The sequence below is a fragment of the Paenibacillus sp. FSL H8-0175 genome, from assembly GCF_045040615.1.
In the GTDB taxonomy this organism is placed as follows: Bacteria; Bacillota; Bacilli; order Paenibacillales; family Paenibacillaceae; genus Paenibacillus_AQ; species Paenibacillus_AQ odorifer.
The window spans coordinates 5,944,535-5,962,534 of record NZ_CP150299.1 but is presented as its reverse complement, the minus strand read 5'-3'; the positions used below and the strand labels follow the sequence as shown (position 1 = coordinate 5,962,534).

General features: G+C 48.7%; 11 protein-coding genes and 1 pseudogene. 8 read left to right on the top strand and 4 right to left on the bottom strand.

All coding sequences use genetic code 11. From position 1 onward, the window contains the following. The first annotated feature begins 104 nt into the window (after positions 1–104). From MHH46_RS26410 to gpmA, 3 genes are all read left to right on the top strand, one after another. Entirely contained in the window at positions 105–1,610 is a 1,506-nt protein-coding gene (locus MHH46_RS26410) for a PLP-dependent aminotransferase family protein (RefSeq protein WP_076184749.1), read from the top strand. Between the two features lie 216 nt (positions 1,611–1,826). After that, complete coding sequence (locus MHH46_RS26405) at positions 1,827–2,612, top strand: AraC family transcriptional regulator (RefSeq protein WP_036679782.1); 786 nt, start codon at positions 1,827–1,829, stop codon at positions 2,610–2,612. Between the two features lie 779 nt (positions 2,613–3,391). Further along, positions 3,392–4,135, top strand: coding sequence for a 2,3-diphosphoglycerate-dependent phosphoglycerate mutase (gpmA, locus tag MHH46_RS26400; RefSeq protein ID WP_076141983.1), 744 nt, complete (start codon positions 3,392–3,394; stop codon positions 4,133–4,135). Between the two features lie 1,597 nt (positions 4,136–5,732). Here gpmA and asd read toward each other — a convergent pair. Next, on the bottom strand, positions 5,733–6,524 hold the full coding sequence (asd, locus tag MHH46_RS26395) for an archaetidylserine decarboxylase (protein WP_076195251.1): 792 nt from the start codon (positions 6,522–6,524) through the stop codon (positions 5,733–5,735). Positions 6,525–6,610: 86 nt separating this feature from the next. Beyond that, entirely contained in the window at positions 6,611–7,705 is a 1,095-nt protein-coding gene (locus MHH46_RS26390; protein ID WP_076195253.1) for a YheC/YheD family protein, read from the bottom strand. Between the two features lie 217 nt (positions 7,706–7,922). Between MHH46_RS26390 and MHH46_RS26385 the strand changes: the two genes are divergently transcribed. Then, a complete protein-coding gene (locus MHH46_RS26385; protein WP_076195255.1) occupies positions 7,923–12,611 on the top strand; it encodes a WIAG-tail domain in 4,689 nt (1,562 codons plus the stop codon). Between the two features lie 256 nt (positions 12,612–12,867). On the opposite strand, the gene MHH46_RS26380 is transcribed toward MHH46_RS26385, so the two are convergent. Continuing rightward, complete coding sequence (locus MHH46_RS26380; protein WP_405132631.1) at positions 12,868–13,731, bottom strand: IS3 family transposase; 864 nt, start codon at positions 13,729–13,731, stop codon at positions 12,868–12,870. 11 nt (positions 13,732–13,742) lie between these two features. After that, positions 13,743–14,060 carry a transposase gene (locus tag MHH46_RS26375; protein ID WP_076305695.1) on the bottom strand — a complete coding sequence of 106 codons (318 nt, stop codon included), beginning with the start codon at positions 14,058–14,060 and terminating at the stop codon, positions 13,743–13,745. Positions 14,061–14,663: 603 nt separating this feature from the next. Between MHH46_RS26375 and MHH46_RS26370 the strand changes: the two genes are divergently transcribed. The 4 genes and pseudogenes from MHH46_RS26370 to MHH46_RS26355 all read left to right on the top strand — a co-directional run bounded on the left by MHH46_RS26370 (position 14,664) and on the right by MHH46_RS26355 (position 17,935). After that, on the top strand, positions 14,664–15,506 hold the full coding sequence (locus MHH46_RS26370; RefSeq protein ID WP_256717266.1) for a glycosyltransferase: 843 nt from the start codon (positions 14,664–14,666) through the stop codon (positions 15,504–15,506). Continuing rightward, positions 15,503–16,423, top strand: coding sequence for a glycosyltransferase (locus tag MHH46_RS26365; protein WP_111505479.1), 921 nt, complete (start codon positions 15,503–15,505; stop codon positions 16,421–16,423). The genes MHH46_RS26370 and MHH46_RS26365 overlap by 4 nt, the downstream gene beginning before the upstream one ends. Next, positions 16,420–17,157, top strand: a complete 738-nt coding sequence (locus MHH46_RS26360; protein WP_076142551.1) for a glycosyltransferase family 2 protein — start codon at positions 16,420–16,422, stop codon at positions 17,155–17,157. Before MHH46_RS26365 ends, MHH46_RS26360 begins: the two co-directional genes overlap by 4 nt. A gap of 47 nt (positions 17,158–17,204) precedes the next feature. Continuing rightward, positions 17,205–17,935 (top strand): annotated as a pseudogene (locus MHH46_RS26355) (sugar phosphate nucleotidyltransferase). Positions 17,936–18,000 lie beyond the last annotated feature (65 nt).

Below are 18,000 nucleotides of genomic sequence, written 5' to 3'. Positions count from 1 at the left end.
CTCCAATGTAAATGTTCTTTAAAGAATAGTAGAGTGGTTGACAATTAAAAAGGACCAATTAAGATAGTTTTTAATGGACCACTTGCTGGTCAAGGAGGATAACGATGAATATCACGCTGGCATACGATCAATATCTGGCGATACACCGTTACAAATATTTAGCGTTATATCACGCGCTCCGTGCAGGAATACTGGAAGGAACACTTCCGGGAGGCACTCCGCTGCCGTCTACACGAAGTCTTGCTAAGCACTATGAGCTGTCGCGCGGATCGGTCTCGCAGGTGTATGAAATGTTGCTCGCTGATGGTTATGTAAGGACTGAAACGGGGCGGGGGACATTCGTATCGGAAGATAGCTTTGCTTCAGCTACCAGTGGCAGTGACGGTGAGAACCGGGCTTTGGGTGAAGCCGCAGATGCTGCTGGAGGAGATTGTGCAAGCGAGACTACGATTCCGATCTCGGCGTGGGGAAAGCGGCTGCTTGCGCGCCCGATACCCTTTTATGAAAAGAGTAACAAGAAAGTAGTGAGCTTCCAGAGTAGTGGTATGCGGATGGAACATTTTCCTTACTCCGAATGGCGCAGTGCGCTCTCTTATGCTGGAGGGAAGGAAGGTGGGTTGCTGCAAAGCACTTGTCCACCTCAAGGCGATGAAGGGCTTCGGAAAGCTATCGCTGCACATCTGCGGATTACCCGCGGGATTCGCGCGGATGCAGAGCATATCGTATTGTTCAGCGGCTCGATGCAAGGCATCGTTATTTTGACGCAGCTGCTGCTGGATGCAGGAGGCTCAGCGGTCGTTGAGAACCCGGGCTTTCACGGGATTCGCCGAGCCGTAGAGATCACCGGAGGCCGATTGCTGGCAGGGGAGCTGGATGGCAACGGTCTTATTCCGGAGGATTGGGATGCCCGGCTGTTGTTTGTTACGCCGAGCCGTCAATTTCCTACGGGTGTGGTACTGCCTTTGGAACGACGCCGAACCTTGTTGGAATGGGCGCAGCGGCATCATGCAGTAATCATTGAAGATGATTATGACAGTGAGTTCCGTTGGGCTGGGCGTCCTATCGAGCCCTTAAAAGCACTGGATCGTGAAGAGCGGGTCGTATATGTGGGCTCCTTTTCAAACACGATGTTTTCAGGCCTGCGGCTCGGCTTTGCAGTGCTTCCGCCCTCTTTAGTAAAGCCGACTATCGCCGCCAAGGCGCTATATGAGCCCTTGCCGGTAGGGCTGCTGGAGCAGCGAGCCTTGGCGAGGTTCATGAATACAGGCGGCTATGGCCGTCATCTGCGCCGGATGACACGCATCTATGGTGAACGCGGACGCATCCTCAGGACGCTGCTGTCGGAACGGCTTAAGGAGCTCTTCGAGCTGCTGCCTGGTGATGCAGGCTTGCATGTATATGCCCGCTGGCTGCGCAGCAGCGAAGAGTTTGTAGCTTTCCGAGCGGCAGCGCTTAGGCGCGGCACGGATTTTAGAGATGCCGCGTTATATCAGCTATCACCGGGAGCGCCGGCCGCTTGTTTTTCTTTTGCCCATCTGAATGCCGCGGAGCTGGAGGAAGGGATAACAAGCCTGCATCTGGCGTGGGAAGATGTACAAAATGCAACATGACAAGGTATGATAAAGAAGATGAAATGCAAAACTAAGCGAATGCTTACGAATTTTGACGAAGAAACTCGGAGTAGATTAAGCTAAACAAAACTATATAGACACTGCGAAGTCAGAAAGAGCAGATTTGCTGAGAATACTAAGCGGATGCTTACGAAGCAAGTTTTGCGAAGTAGTTCAAAGTAGGTTATGCTAACAAAACTTTTAGGAGGGAACGTTATGCTGCATGCATCGCCGTCCTCTTTTGTTATTTTGCCGGCTCTGGCTAAGATTGTATGCGAGCCGGGCTGGAAATGGCAAAAAAGAGAGAAGTCGCTGCAAAATTATGATTTATTTTATGTATGGAGCGGGGAAGGGACGGTTGTGCGTAACGATGAACCCTTTCAAGTAGGTAAGGGAAGCTGCTTCCTTTTTCGTCCGGGTGACCATACAAGTGCTACACATAATCCGCAAAAGCCACTTGTACTTACATATATTCATTTTGATGTCTCCGAAGAGGTGACGGATATTCCGCTGCCCTATCGTGAGCTTACAGAAACCGTTGAATTTGAACATCTGCTTGCTAGGTACGTTCGACTATTTCTGGTGGATACTTACGCCGCTGAGGAAGAGGGGCAGCTTGTACTGAAGCAGCTGATGATTCATCTGCTGAGGGAGGACCGTGTGAAGCCAGTAGAACGTTATGTTAGCAACCATTTGACAGAAATCATTCACGAAATAGCGAACTATGTGAGCCAGCATCCGGGGATTGCACATCGAGTAGAGGATCTTGCTGCTCGTGCGGGGCTTTCACCGCGGTATTTTTCAATTAAGTTCAAGGAGCTTACGGGTTCTTCTGTGCAGTCTTATGTCATCCGAGCCCGGATTGAGCGTGCTCAGCATTTACTGCTGTACGCGGGAATGAATGTTACTGAGGTAGCAGATGCGCTTGGATATCGTGACATTTTCTTTTTCAGCCGCCAGTTCAAGCAATATACCGGAAAAAGTCCATCTGAGATCCGCTGATTCACTTTTTTTGTTTCAGTTTGATCAACCAAGGGTAAATACTTTGCAGTTTAGTTTACAGAGAATTTACATAACTTCTTGGAAGGAGACTCTTGGCATGATCATCAGACGCAGAATTTGCAACACGGATTGTAAGAGTGGAGGCGGAGGTATTTTTAGAAACCGCTTAAAACGGTTAAAGCAGGCGAATGCTTTTGTCGTGGATAGCTGGTTCTAATTGAACAAGCAAGCATAGAATCGCATGATATGACTAAAAATATAAATAGCCGGGGCCGTGAGGCATCCGGTTTTTTTGTGTTGTTAGAAAATGATATATATAATGAACTTAAGTCGAAGATTAGAGTAACTGATGGGCATTTCATCGTGCCTCACGTTGTATTTTGTACAATAGATTGACTCTAATAGCAGTCGAATTTGAATTCTGAAGCACATCTTACATTCAAATTCAGGAGAAACAGCCTTTCTAGAGATTATCACGATAATTTATTGCACGAAGTACAATATAATGTATCTTCAAGTGATAGTTAAGATTTTCTGTTGCACATTCTGCAATGAAGCGTACGCTCATTTACCGCAATATCCACACACCATTCACGCTCCATGCACGCCTCATTCACGTACCTTTGAGGATGTTTAATTGGCCTAACTATGAGGTAGCGGTAGATATTTATTTCTACGATTGGGTTATTACTAAGGTGAGAGCTTTCTGCGATACGTTTCGCATAATGTTGTTCGTCGGTAGAATATATAAGGTTCATAGTTGGAAGGAGAGAGAGAAAATGTACGAAATCGTACTTATACGTCATGGTGAGAGCCAGTACAATGTACAGAATTTGTTCACAGGCTGGAGTGACCCGGATTTAACTGAGAAGGGTATCCAAGAGGCAAAGACTGCTGGTAAGCTGTTGAAGGACGCTGGGTATACATTTGATCTGGCTTTTGCTTCGGTACTCAGACGCTCGATTAAAACTCTTAACTATGTACTGGATGAGATGGATTTGCTGTGGATTCCCGTGCAAAAGTCTTGGAAATTGAATGAACGCCATTACGGGGCATTGCAGGGATTAAGTAAAAGCGAGACAGCACTAAAATATGGAGATGAGCAGCTGCATATCTGGCGGCGGAGTTTATCGGTGAGACCCCCGTTGCTGGAGCTTGATGATCCTAGATATGCCAGAAACGATATTCGCTACAGCAGTGTTCGTCCGGGAGATATCCCGCGTGGAGAGAGCCTGGAGGACACTGTACATCGTGTAGGCGATTTCTGGGGAAACCGGATCGTACCTCTTTTGCGTAAAAAAGAACGGGTGCTTATCTCAGCCCACGGCAATACGCTGCGTGCATTGATTAAATTTATGGAGGATATTGATGAAGCGGCATTACTGGAGCTCAATATCCCTACTGGAGTACCACTCGTGTACAAACTGGATGAGGACATGAATCCTATCAGTCGCTTTTATCTAGGCGATCCGGAACAGGTAGCGGCCAAGGCGCTTGATGTTGCTAAGCAGGGACATGTGTAATTGGCGTGTAATAAGCGTATAGGCGTAGCAGGTGTATTGAGTATGACGGGTGTACAGTAATAAGCAAAACGGGGCGTAAAGGTTAAATAAGCGCAACAGGTGTAATAGGTTATATAAGCGTAACAGGCGTATTAGGTGTAATAAGCATATTAGGGCGTAGCAGGTTGAATAAGCATAACAGGTGTAGTAGGTTAAATAGGCGCAACAGGTGTAATAGGTGGGTTACATGAAAAGATAAAAGGACAGCCTTGGGGCTGTCCTTTTTGTTATTAGTGTGTTTGTGACCAATTAAATGTGCGAAAATGGCGCGTTTAAGGTCAGTTGGGTCCGATGGCGTTGAATGCTAACCTTTCACCAACTTTCCGTTGATTCTCGACCAACGCTCGACCAGCCCTCCACTAACGCTCGACCAGCCCTCAACTAACGCTCGACTAGCCCTCCACTAACGCTCGACTAGTCCTTAACTAACGCTCGACTAGCCCTCCACTAACGCTCGACTAGTCCTTAACTAACGCTCGACTAGCCCTCAATTTACTCTCGGCCAGCCCTTAACTAACTTTCGACCAACCTCCACCAACGCTCTGCAAATGCTTACGGACTCAGCAGCCGCTATTTGCCCATTTATCGCCATTTGAGCGGATTTTCGGACTCCAGCGCTGCTATTGCCTAAGATCTAGCGCAAATAGGGTGTTTTTCATGCCAATAGCTGCGGTGGAGTCCGATAGAATCGCAAATGTGTCAAAAATCCGCGTATAAGGTCAGCTGGGTCCGATAGCGGCGAGCGCACACCTTCCACCAGCCCTCAACCAGCCCTCAACTAACACTCGACTAGCCTACACTAACACTCGACCAACCTCCACCAACGCTCTGCAAATGCTTACGGACTCAGCCGCCGCTATTTGCCCATTTATCGCCATTTGAGCGGAGTTTCGGACTCCAGCGTCGCTATTGCCCAAGAATCGATTCTATTATGGCGTTTTTCATGCCAATAGCTGCGGTGGAGTCCGATAGAATTACAAATGTGTGAAAAAGCCGCGTATAAGGTCATCTGGGTCCGATAGCGCTGAGGCTAACCTTTCACCAACTTTCCGTTGATTCTCGACCAACTCTTGACCAGCCCTCAACTAACGCTCGACCACCTTCCTCCAGCTCTCGACTAGCCCTCAACTAACGCTAGACCAACCTCCACCAACGCTCTGCAAATGCTTACGGACTCAGCCGCCGCTATTTGCCCATTTATCGCCATTTGAGCGGAGTTTCGGACTCCAGTGTCGCTATTGCCTAAGAATCGACTCTAATAAGGCGTTTTTCATGCCAATAGCTGCGGTGGAGTCCGATAGAATCGCAAATATGTCAAAAATCCGCGTATAAGGTCAGCTGGGTCCGATAGCTAACGATAGGTATTCGATAGCTAACGATAGGTACACGACGGCTAGACGATAGGTATACGATAGCTAACGATAGCTAACGATAGCTAGAGCGTTCGCGTCCGCAACTGTGCTCCACACTAAGTCCCAAAAATTAGAGGGCACCCCAGCAGCCATTTCATGGCTTTTGAGGCACCCTCTAATTTTTCTGGGAATTCGCCTAAATCTCCCTACAAAGGTCGATGCAACATTCCCAGTAGTTCGCCCATTTTTACCTTTGAGTTGACCTCAAGCTTGGGTCTCGGGGTAAAGGTACCGCTTTCCGTGAGCAGCACTACGGTGGAGCCAAACTCAAAATAAGCCAGATCATCGCCTATTTGCCACTCGGCAGCGGTATCATCCGTATAACGAATACTGCTGACGTTCATTGCGCCTACCTTTACTACCGCGGTTTCTCCGTGACTCCCGGCAATATACGTAATGAGACGTTCGTTGCGGTTCAGGACACCCTTCATATGTCGCATTCCGAAATCGTTGACAGGATAGGCCCGTCCGCGAATATAATCGCTCTCCACCTTTTGTCCGGTAAGGGGAGAGTGAATCCGGTGATAATCGGTAGGACTCAAATAAAGAACGAAGAAAAAACCCTTCTTGTACAGCTCCAGATGCGGGGAGTGATTAAGGAGATCCTCGATCTTATAATCCTGCCCTTTTACATTCATAATCGTACCGGCGTTAATGTCACCCATAGCAGTAATCGTTGCGTCTACGGGACTAACCAAAGCGTCAGCGTCGGTTGCAATAGGCCGCATGCCCGGCTTCAGCCGGCGGCTGAAAAACTCATTAAGAGTGAGATATTCTCCAGGATTTTTCTCCGCTTGAGCGGAGGGGATTTGATAAGTCTTAATAAATGCCGGGATAAGAAAACGGCTGATTCTACTATGAGAAAAAGATCCCATTAACCGTGAAAGCCACCGGTGTGAGGATAGCTCGGTCATCAGCCGTAGCAATTGTTTTACCATGCCCATCTCCCTTCCATAATGCAGCAGTACGGTTGTATACGGGTCGTCTCTGCTCTGCATTATATTGACATAGAATAGGAGACAAATCAATAACTGTTATATACCGTACTGTTCGTTTCTATTAAAAAACGCGCATATCCCATAGGTCTGCGATAGCTGTCTTTCCAAATTTCCGTAAGGCCGGCTTTATGAAATCCGTAGCGTTGGTCGCGACCGTTACATTCTATGAAGAAGAGTCGTCCGTCCTTAGTAATGCCTATATCCAGTCCGATATCGGCCAGTCCGGGAAGGTGTTGCTCCAGACACCGCGCGATTGCAAGGCTAAGTATTTCGACAGACATACGGATGTGGGCCGCTGTGGATCTTGAAAAGGCTTTTTCGAGCGCCAGGGAGGAGCTTAACGCTTCTCCTCCGCGGGCTATATTGGAGACAAAGCCCCCTGGGGCAGCCAGTTTGGCGAAGAGCCCAGTGACCTGCCAATCTCCTCCCCAGCCGCGCTGAACGGTGACGCGTAGATCAAAGGGACGTCCTCCAATCTCAGCAAGGGAAATACGTTCTTGTACAAGATAAGGCACGGAGGTTAGGCGTGCGCGGAGCGCTTGTGGCAACGCCGCCGGATTAACGGGAATACTTCTCCAGCGCTGCATCGAAGGGGAGAGGTAGCTCAAGGTCCAACGCTGAGCTCCCTTGCGGACCAGCCGCATGACCCCATTCCCTATACTTCCACGGCAAGGTTTAAGAATGAGATCGGGATAAAGATTCATCATTTCTTTTAGGCCTGAGACTCTCGTTGTTACGGGTAAATATTCGCGAAGCTCCGTATTTTTTTCAAGCAGCTGATGGATCTCATCTTTGCCGTATCGATTACATGTATTGAAAATCAGGGGATAGTGCTTCAGCAGACGCTGCATCCCCGGGCTGTTTTTGCTGTATATTGCCCGGTTATGGATAACAGCAGGCGTAGGAACAACTACGCTTTTATATCCATTAGCTCCCTTTATATAGGCGGCACTAAAGCCTGTGTCCGTATCGATGTCCGCGAGCTTCAGGAAGCAAGGGACTAAACCGTATGCCGCCGCGGCCTCTTCATAGTTGGATAGAGACTCCTGTCCTGTTTTTAGCCGGGGAACGCCCCGGTGCATATCGGCATTTAGTAATATTCCAACGAGCTTATGCCCCATGTTTGTTCCTCCTGTTTCATCGGTTACATGATCCCTGCTTTTTCTACTCTTGTCATAGTATGTTTGTACCCGCGTGTCAGGGTGGACGAATGCGCGAAGGCAGATGCCTTTTTTTATACATAATCTTATGAAGGCCTCATCGCAAAAGGGTGTCATAAGCCCATACCGCTGCATATGATGCCTAGGAGAAACATTAGATGGAAGGAGGAGACTGCTTGTGAGGGGTTCCAAAAAAAAGCAGCCGCGCAGTCCACAGAAACGACTCTATTTTGTAGATAATCCCAATAAAGAGGAACTGAGTATGCTGGATACCAAAAGCAGCTCTAGAAGCTCGGGGAATAACAGTGACGGAGTCAGTGAAGCAGAGATCGCGGAAGTTCAGGTAAGTGGGGGAGCAATAGCTGAAGTCGTTCTAGAGGAGCCAACTTCTGCTCCAGTTCTACAATTGGAGCCGGAGCTTATAGAGGAAGCGCAGCTTCAGAAACAGGCGGATAATCTTCCTGAAACCGTATGGTTCGCTCCTCCAGAGAAAGAACGTTTTCAGCCCGTTTATACAGATGATCTTTCGGATGCAGCGGTGACCGGAGCCAAAATCGCTCCACGTACCATTGACGGTTCTAAGCTAAAGTTCGGCATTATTGGTACACCTTGGCTGCAAGATTACGCTGTACAGAGTATCAATATCGCGGACAAGGCAGTCACTTCTGCAAAAATCGCACCAGAATCGATAGTGGGCGAGCATTTAGCAGAAGGAAGCGTTAGTGGCGGTAAGCTGCTGGATCATTCGATCAGTGGAGAGAAGCTGAAAAATGGCAGTATTAGTCCAGAGAAGCTGGCTGATCGGATTATAGGCGGCGCTCAAATTGCAGATAAAGCTATTGAGAGCCGCCATTTAAGCGATTTGATTATTACTGCGGATTTACTGGAAGATGGAGCCGTTACTAGTGACAAAATAGGAAGCAGCAGCATCACAAGCCGCCACCTAGCAAACGGCAGTGTTGACCGTTCCAAGCTGGCCGATGCAGCGGTATCTGGCGATAAAATAGCTGATGGTGAAATCAGCAGCTCAAAGCTAGCGGATGCTGTCATTGAAGGCCGCCATCTTAGCGACGCTTTGATAACCGCCAGACATCTGGCCCCGGGAGCGATTGGTTCTGATCAGCTTGCCAGCAAATTGATCGGTAAGGAACAGCTGCAGACGGGTATTATCGAAGGCGGACATTTAGCTGATGGAGCCATAGGCTCCAAGCAACTTGGTGCAGATGTCGTGAGAAGCATCCATTTAAGCCCAGAAAGTGTGAATGGTAATCATATCGGTGATGGCGAAATATCGAGTCGGCATTTGGCTGACCGCAGCATCTCTTTTTTAAAGCTGGCTGAGGGTGCAGTAGGGACTGCACAGTTAGTGGAGCAAGCGGTAACCTCGTCCAAAATTGCTGACCAAAGCATTCTCCCACATAAGCTGGCAGACGAAGCAGTGACCACAAGACATATTGCTAAATCCGCCATTCGCGGACCGCAAATTGCTATGCAAGCCATAACTTCTATTCATCTGGAACGCGAAGCAGTGAATCATTCGCATATAGCTGCGGAAGCGGTCGGCTCGGAGCAGCTCAAGGAAGAAGCTATTCAGACTCAACATTTATCTTCCGGTGCTGTGACTGGAGAACAGCTGGCTTCAGAATCTGTGGGTGGGGAGCATCTACGTGCACAGAGCGTTACTTCAGCCAAGTTGGCAGATGGAAGTGTAAATGCAGCTAAGCTGGCAGCGGGTGCAGTGATTGGCAGCACGATTGCGCGTGAAGTAGTCAGTGGTGAACATATCGCTTTTTGTACAGTGGAGGAAAAGCATCTGGCGGATGCCAGTGTGAGCGGCCGTGTATTGCAGGATGCTGTGGTAAATAAGGATCATTTGGCCACGGGAGCCGTGGAACGAAGACATCTTGGTGAAAATAGTGTGACTTCCGCTGCGATTCAATCGGGCTCAGTTTCAGGAGATAAGCTGGCTTCCGCTGCGGTGAGAGAAATTCACCTGGCAGCAGGAGCCGTGCAGCCTCATCATCTGGCCGATCATGCAGTAACCTCGTTGAAGCTTTCACCGGAAAGTGTCTCAACGGATAAAATCAGTGATTTAGCAGTCACTTCGGCTAAGCTTGCAGACGGCAGCATAGAATCCAGTAAACTGGCGGCGTCAGCAGTTCAAGCGGAGCATTTGTCGGTAAATGCTGTGAGTTCGAAAACCATAAGCGAAAGTGCTGTTCAAAGTAGACATTTGAATCCCGGCAGTGTCAGTGGGGCGCATATCCGGCCGTTGTCTATCGGGAATGGTCATATCCTTCCGAATTCTATTTCTGCAGTTCAAATCCAAGAGGGCAGTATTAATAGCTCTAAGCTGGTAAAAGGTGCCGTGGATTCTCAGCATCTTTCACCTGGTAGTGTAGACGGCAGCCATCTGTGTATCGATACCATTGAAGGCCGTCATATCCTACCGGGTGAGATCACGCTGGCTCATCTGGCGGAAGAGGTACGTAGCTCTGAGTTGCTGCCAGACGGCTGCATAACTGGGGAGAAGCTGGCAGAAGGATCGGTAGATTCCAACCATCTCCTGCCTGGAAGTGTGAACGGAAGCCATTTGAACTCGGGTTCTGTAGAAGGTCGACATATCCTACCGGGTGAGGTCACGCTTGCTCATCTGGCTGCAGATGCATATACCTCCGACTTGCTGCCTGAAGGCAGTATTACCGGGAAGAAGCTGGCGGGAGCATCTGTGGATTCTATTCATTTAGTGTTTGGAAGTGTGGAAGGCGGACATCTGAGTTCAGGTTCCGTCGAAGGACGTCATATTGGAAAAGGTGAGATTACCCTAGCTCATCTCGCCGATGAAACCCGAAGCGCTGATCTGCTGCCAGACGGTAGCATTACTAGAGAGAAGCTGGCGGAAGAATCCGTAAGTTCTATACATCTAGTGCCTGGCAGTGTGGATGGCAGCCATTTAGGCCCAGACACAGTTGAAGGACGTCATATCCGATACGGTGAGATCACGCTGGCTCATTTGGCAAAAGAAACACGCAGCTCTAAATTGCTGCCAGACGGTAGTATTTCTGGAGTAAAGCTGGCACATGCTTCCATAAATTCAAATCATCTAGTACCTGGCAGTGTGGAAGGCGTTCATCTAAGCTCAGGTTCTGTCGAAGGACGCCATATTGGAAAAGGTGAGATTACGTTAGCTCATCTGGCCGAAGAAACACGTAGCGCTGACTTGCTGCCAGACGGTAGCATCACTCGGGAGAAGTTGGCGGAAGAATCCGTAAATTCTAATCATCTGGTGCCTGGAAGCGTAGATGGCAGTCATTTGAGTCCGGACACGATAGAAGGACGTCATATCCGATATGGTGAGATCACGCTGGCTCATTTGGCCGAAGAAACACGCAGCTCCAATTTGCTGCCAGACGGTAGCATTACTGGGGAGAAACTGGCGGAAGCATCCATAAATTCAAATCACCTTGTACCTGAAAGCGTGGAGGGAACTCATCTGAGTCCGTCTGCAATAGAAGGACGCCATATTGGAAAAGGTGAGATCAAGCTAGCGCATCTGGCGGATGAGGTACGCAGCTCCGAGCTGCTGCCAGACGGAAGCATTACCGGGGAGAAGCTGGCGGAAGCCTCCGTAGAAGCAATTCATCTAGTGCCTGGCAGTGTGGATAGAACTCATCTGAGTCCGTCTGCAGTAGAAGGTCTCCATATTGGAAAAGGTGAGATCAAGCTAGCACATCTAGCGGAAGAGGTACGCAGCTCCGAGTTACTGCCGGATGGCAGCATTACCGGTAAAAAGTTGGAGGGTGGATCTATTACTGCCTACCATTTGGCTCCTGGCAGTGTCTATGGGGGACACTTAGGGGGGAATGCGGTAGATAGCCGCCATATCCGTGCTGGAAGCATTACTCTGAATCATTTGGCAGAAGAAGTGCGCAGCGCTGATTTATTGCCGGAAGGCAGTATTACAGGGGAGAAGATTGAAGTCGGGACGATCCAGTCTTTCCATTTGGCCCAAGGCAGCGTCTCTGGAGGTCATTTGGCCGGGGATGCGGTGGATGGCCGCCATATTCGATCGGACAGCATCACGCTGAAGCATTTGGCAGAAGAGGTACGCAGTGCGGATTTGTTGCCGGATGGCAGCATTACGGAAGAAAAACTCGCTGAAGGCTCCGTGAGTTCTTCACATTTACAACCATGGAGTGTTTACGGAGAGCATCTTGCTGACAAGATCGTGGCAGATCGGCATTTGCAGCCTGGCATCATCAAATTAGAACATCTTGCAGATGAAACACGCAGCTCAGCCCTGCTCCCGGATGGCAGTATCAACGGAGCTAAGCTGAAGGAAGGCAGTATCGAGTCCGCTCATCTGACAGAAGGTGCAGTAGGGACAACAGAGCTTCAGGATGAAGCGGTAGTAGCATCCAAAATCTCTTCGTTTGCGATTCAAGCCCGCCATCTGGAAGAAGAAAGTGTTCAGGAATATCATATTTCCCCAGGTGCAGTAAACGGGACTCATCTGGCACCGAACTCTGTAAATACAGATCATCTGTCCTTCAGTCCGATTCAGACAGCTGGGAAGCGAGAAGCACTACAGCAGTTTGGAATGACAGCATTTATGTTCAATGGGGATGCTGAGAGTGTAGAGGTGACCGTATCGTTTGATGAGAGCTTTGGGCATACGGGTTATGTGCTTGTTGCCATGACCAATCAGCCTTACTTCTATGCTTCCTTAAAGAGCAGAGCCAATGGAGAAGCAGTGATTCAAGTGGTGCGGTTGCGCGAAACTCCGCATTTCTATGGGGTCATCTCTTGGATTGCTATAGGCGCTCCTTTAGCTAAACCGGCAGCGGATGATCGCGTATTTGATTGAACCTTAAGCAATTCCTCTTAAAAACAGCAGAGCAGCGAATCTCCTTATTGGAGATCGCTGCTCTGTTTTTTTGGTGGGGAACGGTACTTGTCAGCATCGCCGGGTTCTAATTATTCGCTGTGGCTGCGGATCTGTCCGATAGCCTGGTAGTCTAACATCCGCTGCCACTACGGACCCAGATGGCGTTATTTGCAGATTTATCGTTTTTTGAGGCTGGTTTCGGACTCTAGTGGACCTCTGTCAAGAAAGTGGACAGTCACGCAACAGACATTCTAGTCAATTGCTCAGCAAAACGAACTGGAGAAAGATACCCCAGCGCGCCATGCATTCGCTTGCGGTTATAGTAAAATTCAATATATTGAAAAAGTGTCTGGTAGGCTTGCTCCTTAGTTTTGAATCGCGGATTACAATAAATGAGCTCCTTTTTCAAAATGCTGTGCCACGACTCGATACAGGCGTTATCATAACAGTTACCTCTGCGGCTCATGCTGGACTCCATGCCATACGCTTTCAACTGCTTCGTGTATTCATGAGAAGTATATTGAGAACCTCTATCGGAGTGATGTAATAGACCCTTTTCCGGTTGTTTAGCTTCGTAAGCATCTTGTAAAGCGCCCGAAATCAAGCTAGTTTCCATATGGTTCTCCAAGCGCCACCCCACGATTTCGCGCGTGCAAAGGTCCATCACACTTGCCAGGTACAAGCGCCCTCCCCGGCAAGGAATGTAAGTAATGTCGGTAACCCATACTGAATTGGGTTTGAGTATTTTAAATTGCTGGTTCAGCGTATTCGGGGCAATCGGATGGTCATGATTGGAGTCGGTGGTCTGTACGCGATACGTTTTGGAGACAATGGAGCGAAGCTTCATATGTCGCATGTACACACTCACCGTGCGTTCGGTAACGGTATAACCTTCTTGATGTAACAGGCGGGTGATCTTCGGACTCCCATACCGCTTTTGATGGTCTGCAAAATGATACTGAATTCGCTTCATTATCGCAGCCTTACGAAGCATATGCGTAATGGTTTTTTCTGTCCGCCACTTGTAGTACCCGCTCCGTGACACATGTAGGGTCATGCACATCTTCTCCAAGAGAAACTCGGAGCGATGTTTTTCAATAAACTGGAATCTCAGTTCCTTGGTTTGCTGAAGATGTGCACTGCTTTTTTTACGATCGCTAATTCCTCTTCCACATCGGCAATCTTGTTATCTTTTTCTTGAAGTTGCCGACGCATCTCCTTCAACTGTGCCTCGAGTTCCCGTACTCGATCCACGCTAGCTGCCGGTTCATTCTTTAGTTCTCGATACTGGCTCATCCATTGATGCAGGGTACTTTTTGGGATGTTGAGCTCTTCCGCCAAGTCGCCCACTGTCTTTGTTTGCTCTTGAATGAACTGCACTGTCTGTTTTTTAAATTCTTCGTTATACCGTTGTCGATGTTCTCCCATGTGAACACACCTCCGTGGACTCATTATCGCCAGTCTGTTAACTACTGTCCACTTTTTATTCTAGCTTCACTAGTGACGCTATTGTATAGAAAAAGAGCCTTATTGGGTTCTTTTCATGCCAATAGCTGCTATGGAGTCCGTTAATAACCTAAAAGTGTGATAATGCGGCGAATAGGAGCAACTGTGTCCGATAGCGCTGAAGTATAATCATCCGCTGTGGATTCGGTTGTGTCCGATAGTGCAAAAGTATAATCATCCGCTGCAGATTCGGTTGTGTCCGATAGTGCAAAAGTATAATCATCCGTTGTGGATTCGGTTGTGTCCGATAGCGCTAAAGTACAATTACCTGATGCGGATTCGGCTGTGTCCGATAGCGTCCTAACCTAATCCCCCTGTTGCGTTACTGCGTTCGTTACCGCCGCAGGTTGTGTCCGCGGCAGCTGGCTATGCGCAATGTATCTAAGCCGAAGTTTGGTGGGGAGTACATTTGTCCTGTTTTCAGAACGACAGGAGACAATTGCCGTTACCCTGTGCGTTGTAGTACATAAACTGTGATGTAACCCTCAGCCTGAAGAATTGGCTCTGTAAGGAAGGTGGATGAGCATGAAGCCCAAACGAACTTCTGCCCGCCGCACAGGGCGGCGGGTCTCTCGGATGAAGCGGCGGACTTCACGCCCAGTGCGGCAAGTCGCTGTAGTCCCTATAGTTAACCATCCTAATCCCTATGTTTCGGTTATTATTCCAGCCATGAATGAAGCTCAGACCATTGCGGGAGTGATATCTGGAGCCAGAGGGGTCCATCCGCGCTGCGAGGTAATTGTGGTCGTGAATGGATCCACTGATCAAACGGCAGGGATTGCACAATCGCTAGGTGCGCGTGTTATTTCCTATGAGTTGCCGCTTGGACACGACGCTGGCCGTAGTGTGGGAGCTGAGGCAGCTAAGGGAGAAATCCTATTGTTTACAGATGGAGATTTGGTGATACCTGCTTCGGGGCTGCGTCCTTACGTCACTGCTGTTAGTGGTGGAGTGGACATAGCGCTTAATGATTATTCCGGTCCGGTCCGGAAGCTGTCCCCCCATCCGGTGGTGCTGTCTAAACATGCACTGAATATTCTGCTTGGCCGTCCAGATCTGAAGGGATGTTCGATGACGGCAGTTCCGCACGCAATCAGCCGCAGAGCACTTGATATTCTAGGGTGCGATTCATTATCACGTCCTCCACTGGCGCATGCCCAGGCAATTCTTAGTGGACTGCAAGTGGTAGCCGCTCACAAAGTACCTGTAGGGAAGTTAAATGCGGTGAGGCGCAAGGAAGACGGCATAGATCCATTGCAGCAGTTAATTACAGCGGATCATATGGAGGCTGTATCCCTCTTGCTGGAACATCGGGGGAACAGAGCGGGCTTTGGCGACGGAGCCCGGCGCAGAGAGATGGTGAGATGATGGTTGCAACTTTACGAGGCACAGCAGCTCGAACGGCAAAGAAACGCCCAATCCGTCACAGGTCAGCCAATCGCTCTGTAAAAGCCAACGCTGCTGCTCGCCCGCTTCTGTCTCGGCAATCGAAGGCAGGCAAGGAGACTCTGAAATTACCGAAGTTACGCGGGACTTTGTCAGTCATTATCTCCGCGCGTAATGAGGAGCAGACCTTGTCACGTCTGCTGCATCAGGTTGCACGGCTTGAACCTGCAGAAATTATCGTCGTACTTAATGGCTGCAGTGATAACTCTTTTCCTATTTCTAGACAACATCGTCAAGCCATTGTAGTACACTGCCCAGAGTCTGTCGGACATGATGTGGGCCGGGCTATCGGTGCAAAGCTGAGTCGCGGGGATATATTGCTTTTTCTGGATGGAGATATGGTCATTCCGGCCTCTCAGCTCGTTTCATTCACGGCGGCTGTAGATCGCGGAATTGATGTAGCTCTTAATGATTTAGACTCACTGATGCCTTCCTTTGGATTATGTGATGATGTCACCCGCAGCAAACTGTTTCTGAATTATGCTCTGGATAGGTACGATCTCGGGGTTAGCTCTATGACAGCTGTTCCTCATGCGCTTTCGCGGCATGCGCTTGAGACCATAGGCTACCGTGAATTAATGGTTCCACCTAAAGCCCAAGCTCGCTCTGTATTAGAAAAGTTACGGGTGGAGAAGGTAGGAACGGTAAATGTTATTAAACATAATCGGCTGCGCAAGGCAAATACAGGGGTTGGAAATGCTGTGGAAAAACTGATCATAGGAGATCATGCTGAGGCTCTACATGAGGTTCTTTCCCGGCGAAAAGCTGGCGGTTTGCTAAGTAGTGAAACACAGCGTGAGTACCGCAGACAGGTAGCCGCTTGGAGGAATCGGATATGACGCTGACGAGTATTATTATTCCAACCTACAATGCGCTGCCCTTGCTGCGGGCCTGTGTGGAATCTATTCGTGCCTACACTCCGCCGCCTTATGAGATTATCGTAGTGGACAATGCTTCAACGGACGGAACAGACACCTATTGCCGTGCGAATCATATAACGTTTATTTCATTGCCAGACAATCGCGGCTTTCCAACTGCATGCAATTTGGGGCTACAGCTAGCGTCAGGTGATGAAGTCCTGCTGCTGAATAACGATGTAGTGGTGTCTCAAGGATGGTTAACTAATCTGAAGAGGGCTCTATATAGTGCTCCTGATGTAGGTATTGTTGGACCAGTCACAAACTATGCCAGTGGACGTCAACAGGTGAAGACCGATTATGAAGGTCTGATAGGTTTTCATCAGGCTGCTGAGAGGGCGAACCTTCCAAATCCCCAGAAATGGCTGGAGACGAGACGGCTGGTAGGATTATGTTTTTTATTCAAAAGAGAGCTGCTAACTTCCGTAGGTCTACTGGATGAGAGATTCTCACCTGGACATTACGAAGATGATGATTATTGTTATCGCGCCAGGATAAAGGGATATCGGCTGCTTATCGCCGGGGATTGCTTGGTGCACCATGAAGGAAGTGCAAGTTTCAAGCAAGTTTACAATACCGGACTGCAAGAACTGGTGGAACGAAATCGCAAGATCTTTATAGATAAATGGAATGTAGATCCTATTAATTTTATATGAAGTGCAGATCCGAAGGCAAAGGACGTAGATAAAGAGGAGGAAAGTAAGTGAAAGGAGTCATACTGGCGGGCGGAACAGGATCTAGACTTCAACCGCTGACCCGGCTTATGAACAAACATTTGCTTCCGGTCGGCAAATATCCTATGGTCTGTTACGGCATAGACCGGCTTCGCCGGGGAGGAATTACCGACATTCTTCTGGTCATAAGCAAGCAGTCTGCTGGCCTGTACACGGATTTTTTAGGCAGCGGTGCTGCATTTGGTGTATCTCTGACCTATAAAATTCAGGAAGCTGCCGGAGGCATTGCCGAGGCGCTTGATTTAGCAGAAGGGTTCATTTTCCCAGGGGAACGATTTGTTGTATTGCTCGGGGATAATCTTTTTATGGATGATCTGAAGCCTTATGTGGAGAGTTATCTTCGTCAGCCGGCGGGCACTGCAAAGGTGTTGCTGAAGCCGGTGGAGGACGCGCGCAGATACGGTGTACCTGTATTTGATAGTCAAGATGCGGCATGGATTGCTTATATCGAAGAAAAGCCTGAGCATCCGAAGACCAATTATTGTGTAACTGGTATTTATATGTACGATGAAGCTGTATTTGATATCATCCGGCGGGTATCGCCTTCCAAGAGGGGGAGCTGGAGATTACCGATGTAAATAATATATACGCCGCTGATCGCAGACTTAGTTATGATGTGCTTAAGGATTGGTGGAGTGATGCGGGGACGTTCCAGTCTTTACACGAGGCGGGGGAAAAGTTAAAAGATGCACTGCCATAAGGCAGTGCTTTTTTTGTTGTAATCCTGCTATAGATAGCCGCAAGGGCTTTGAAATCACACGTTAC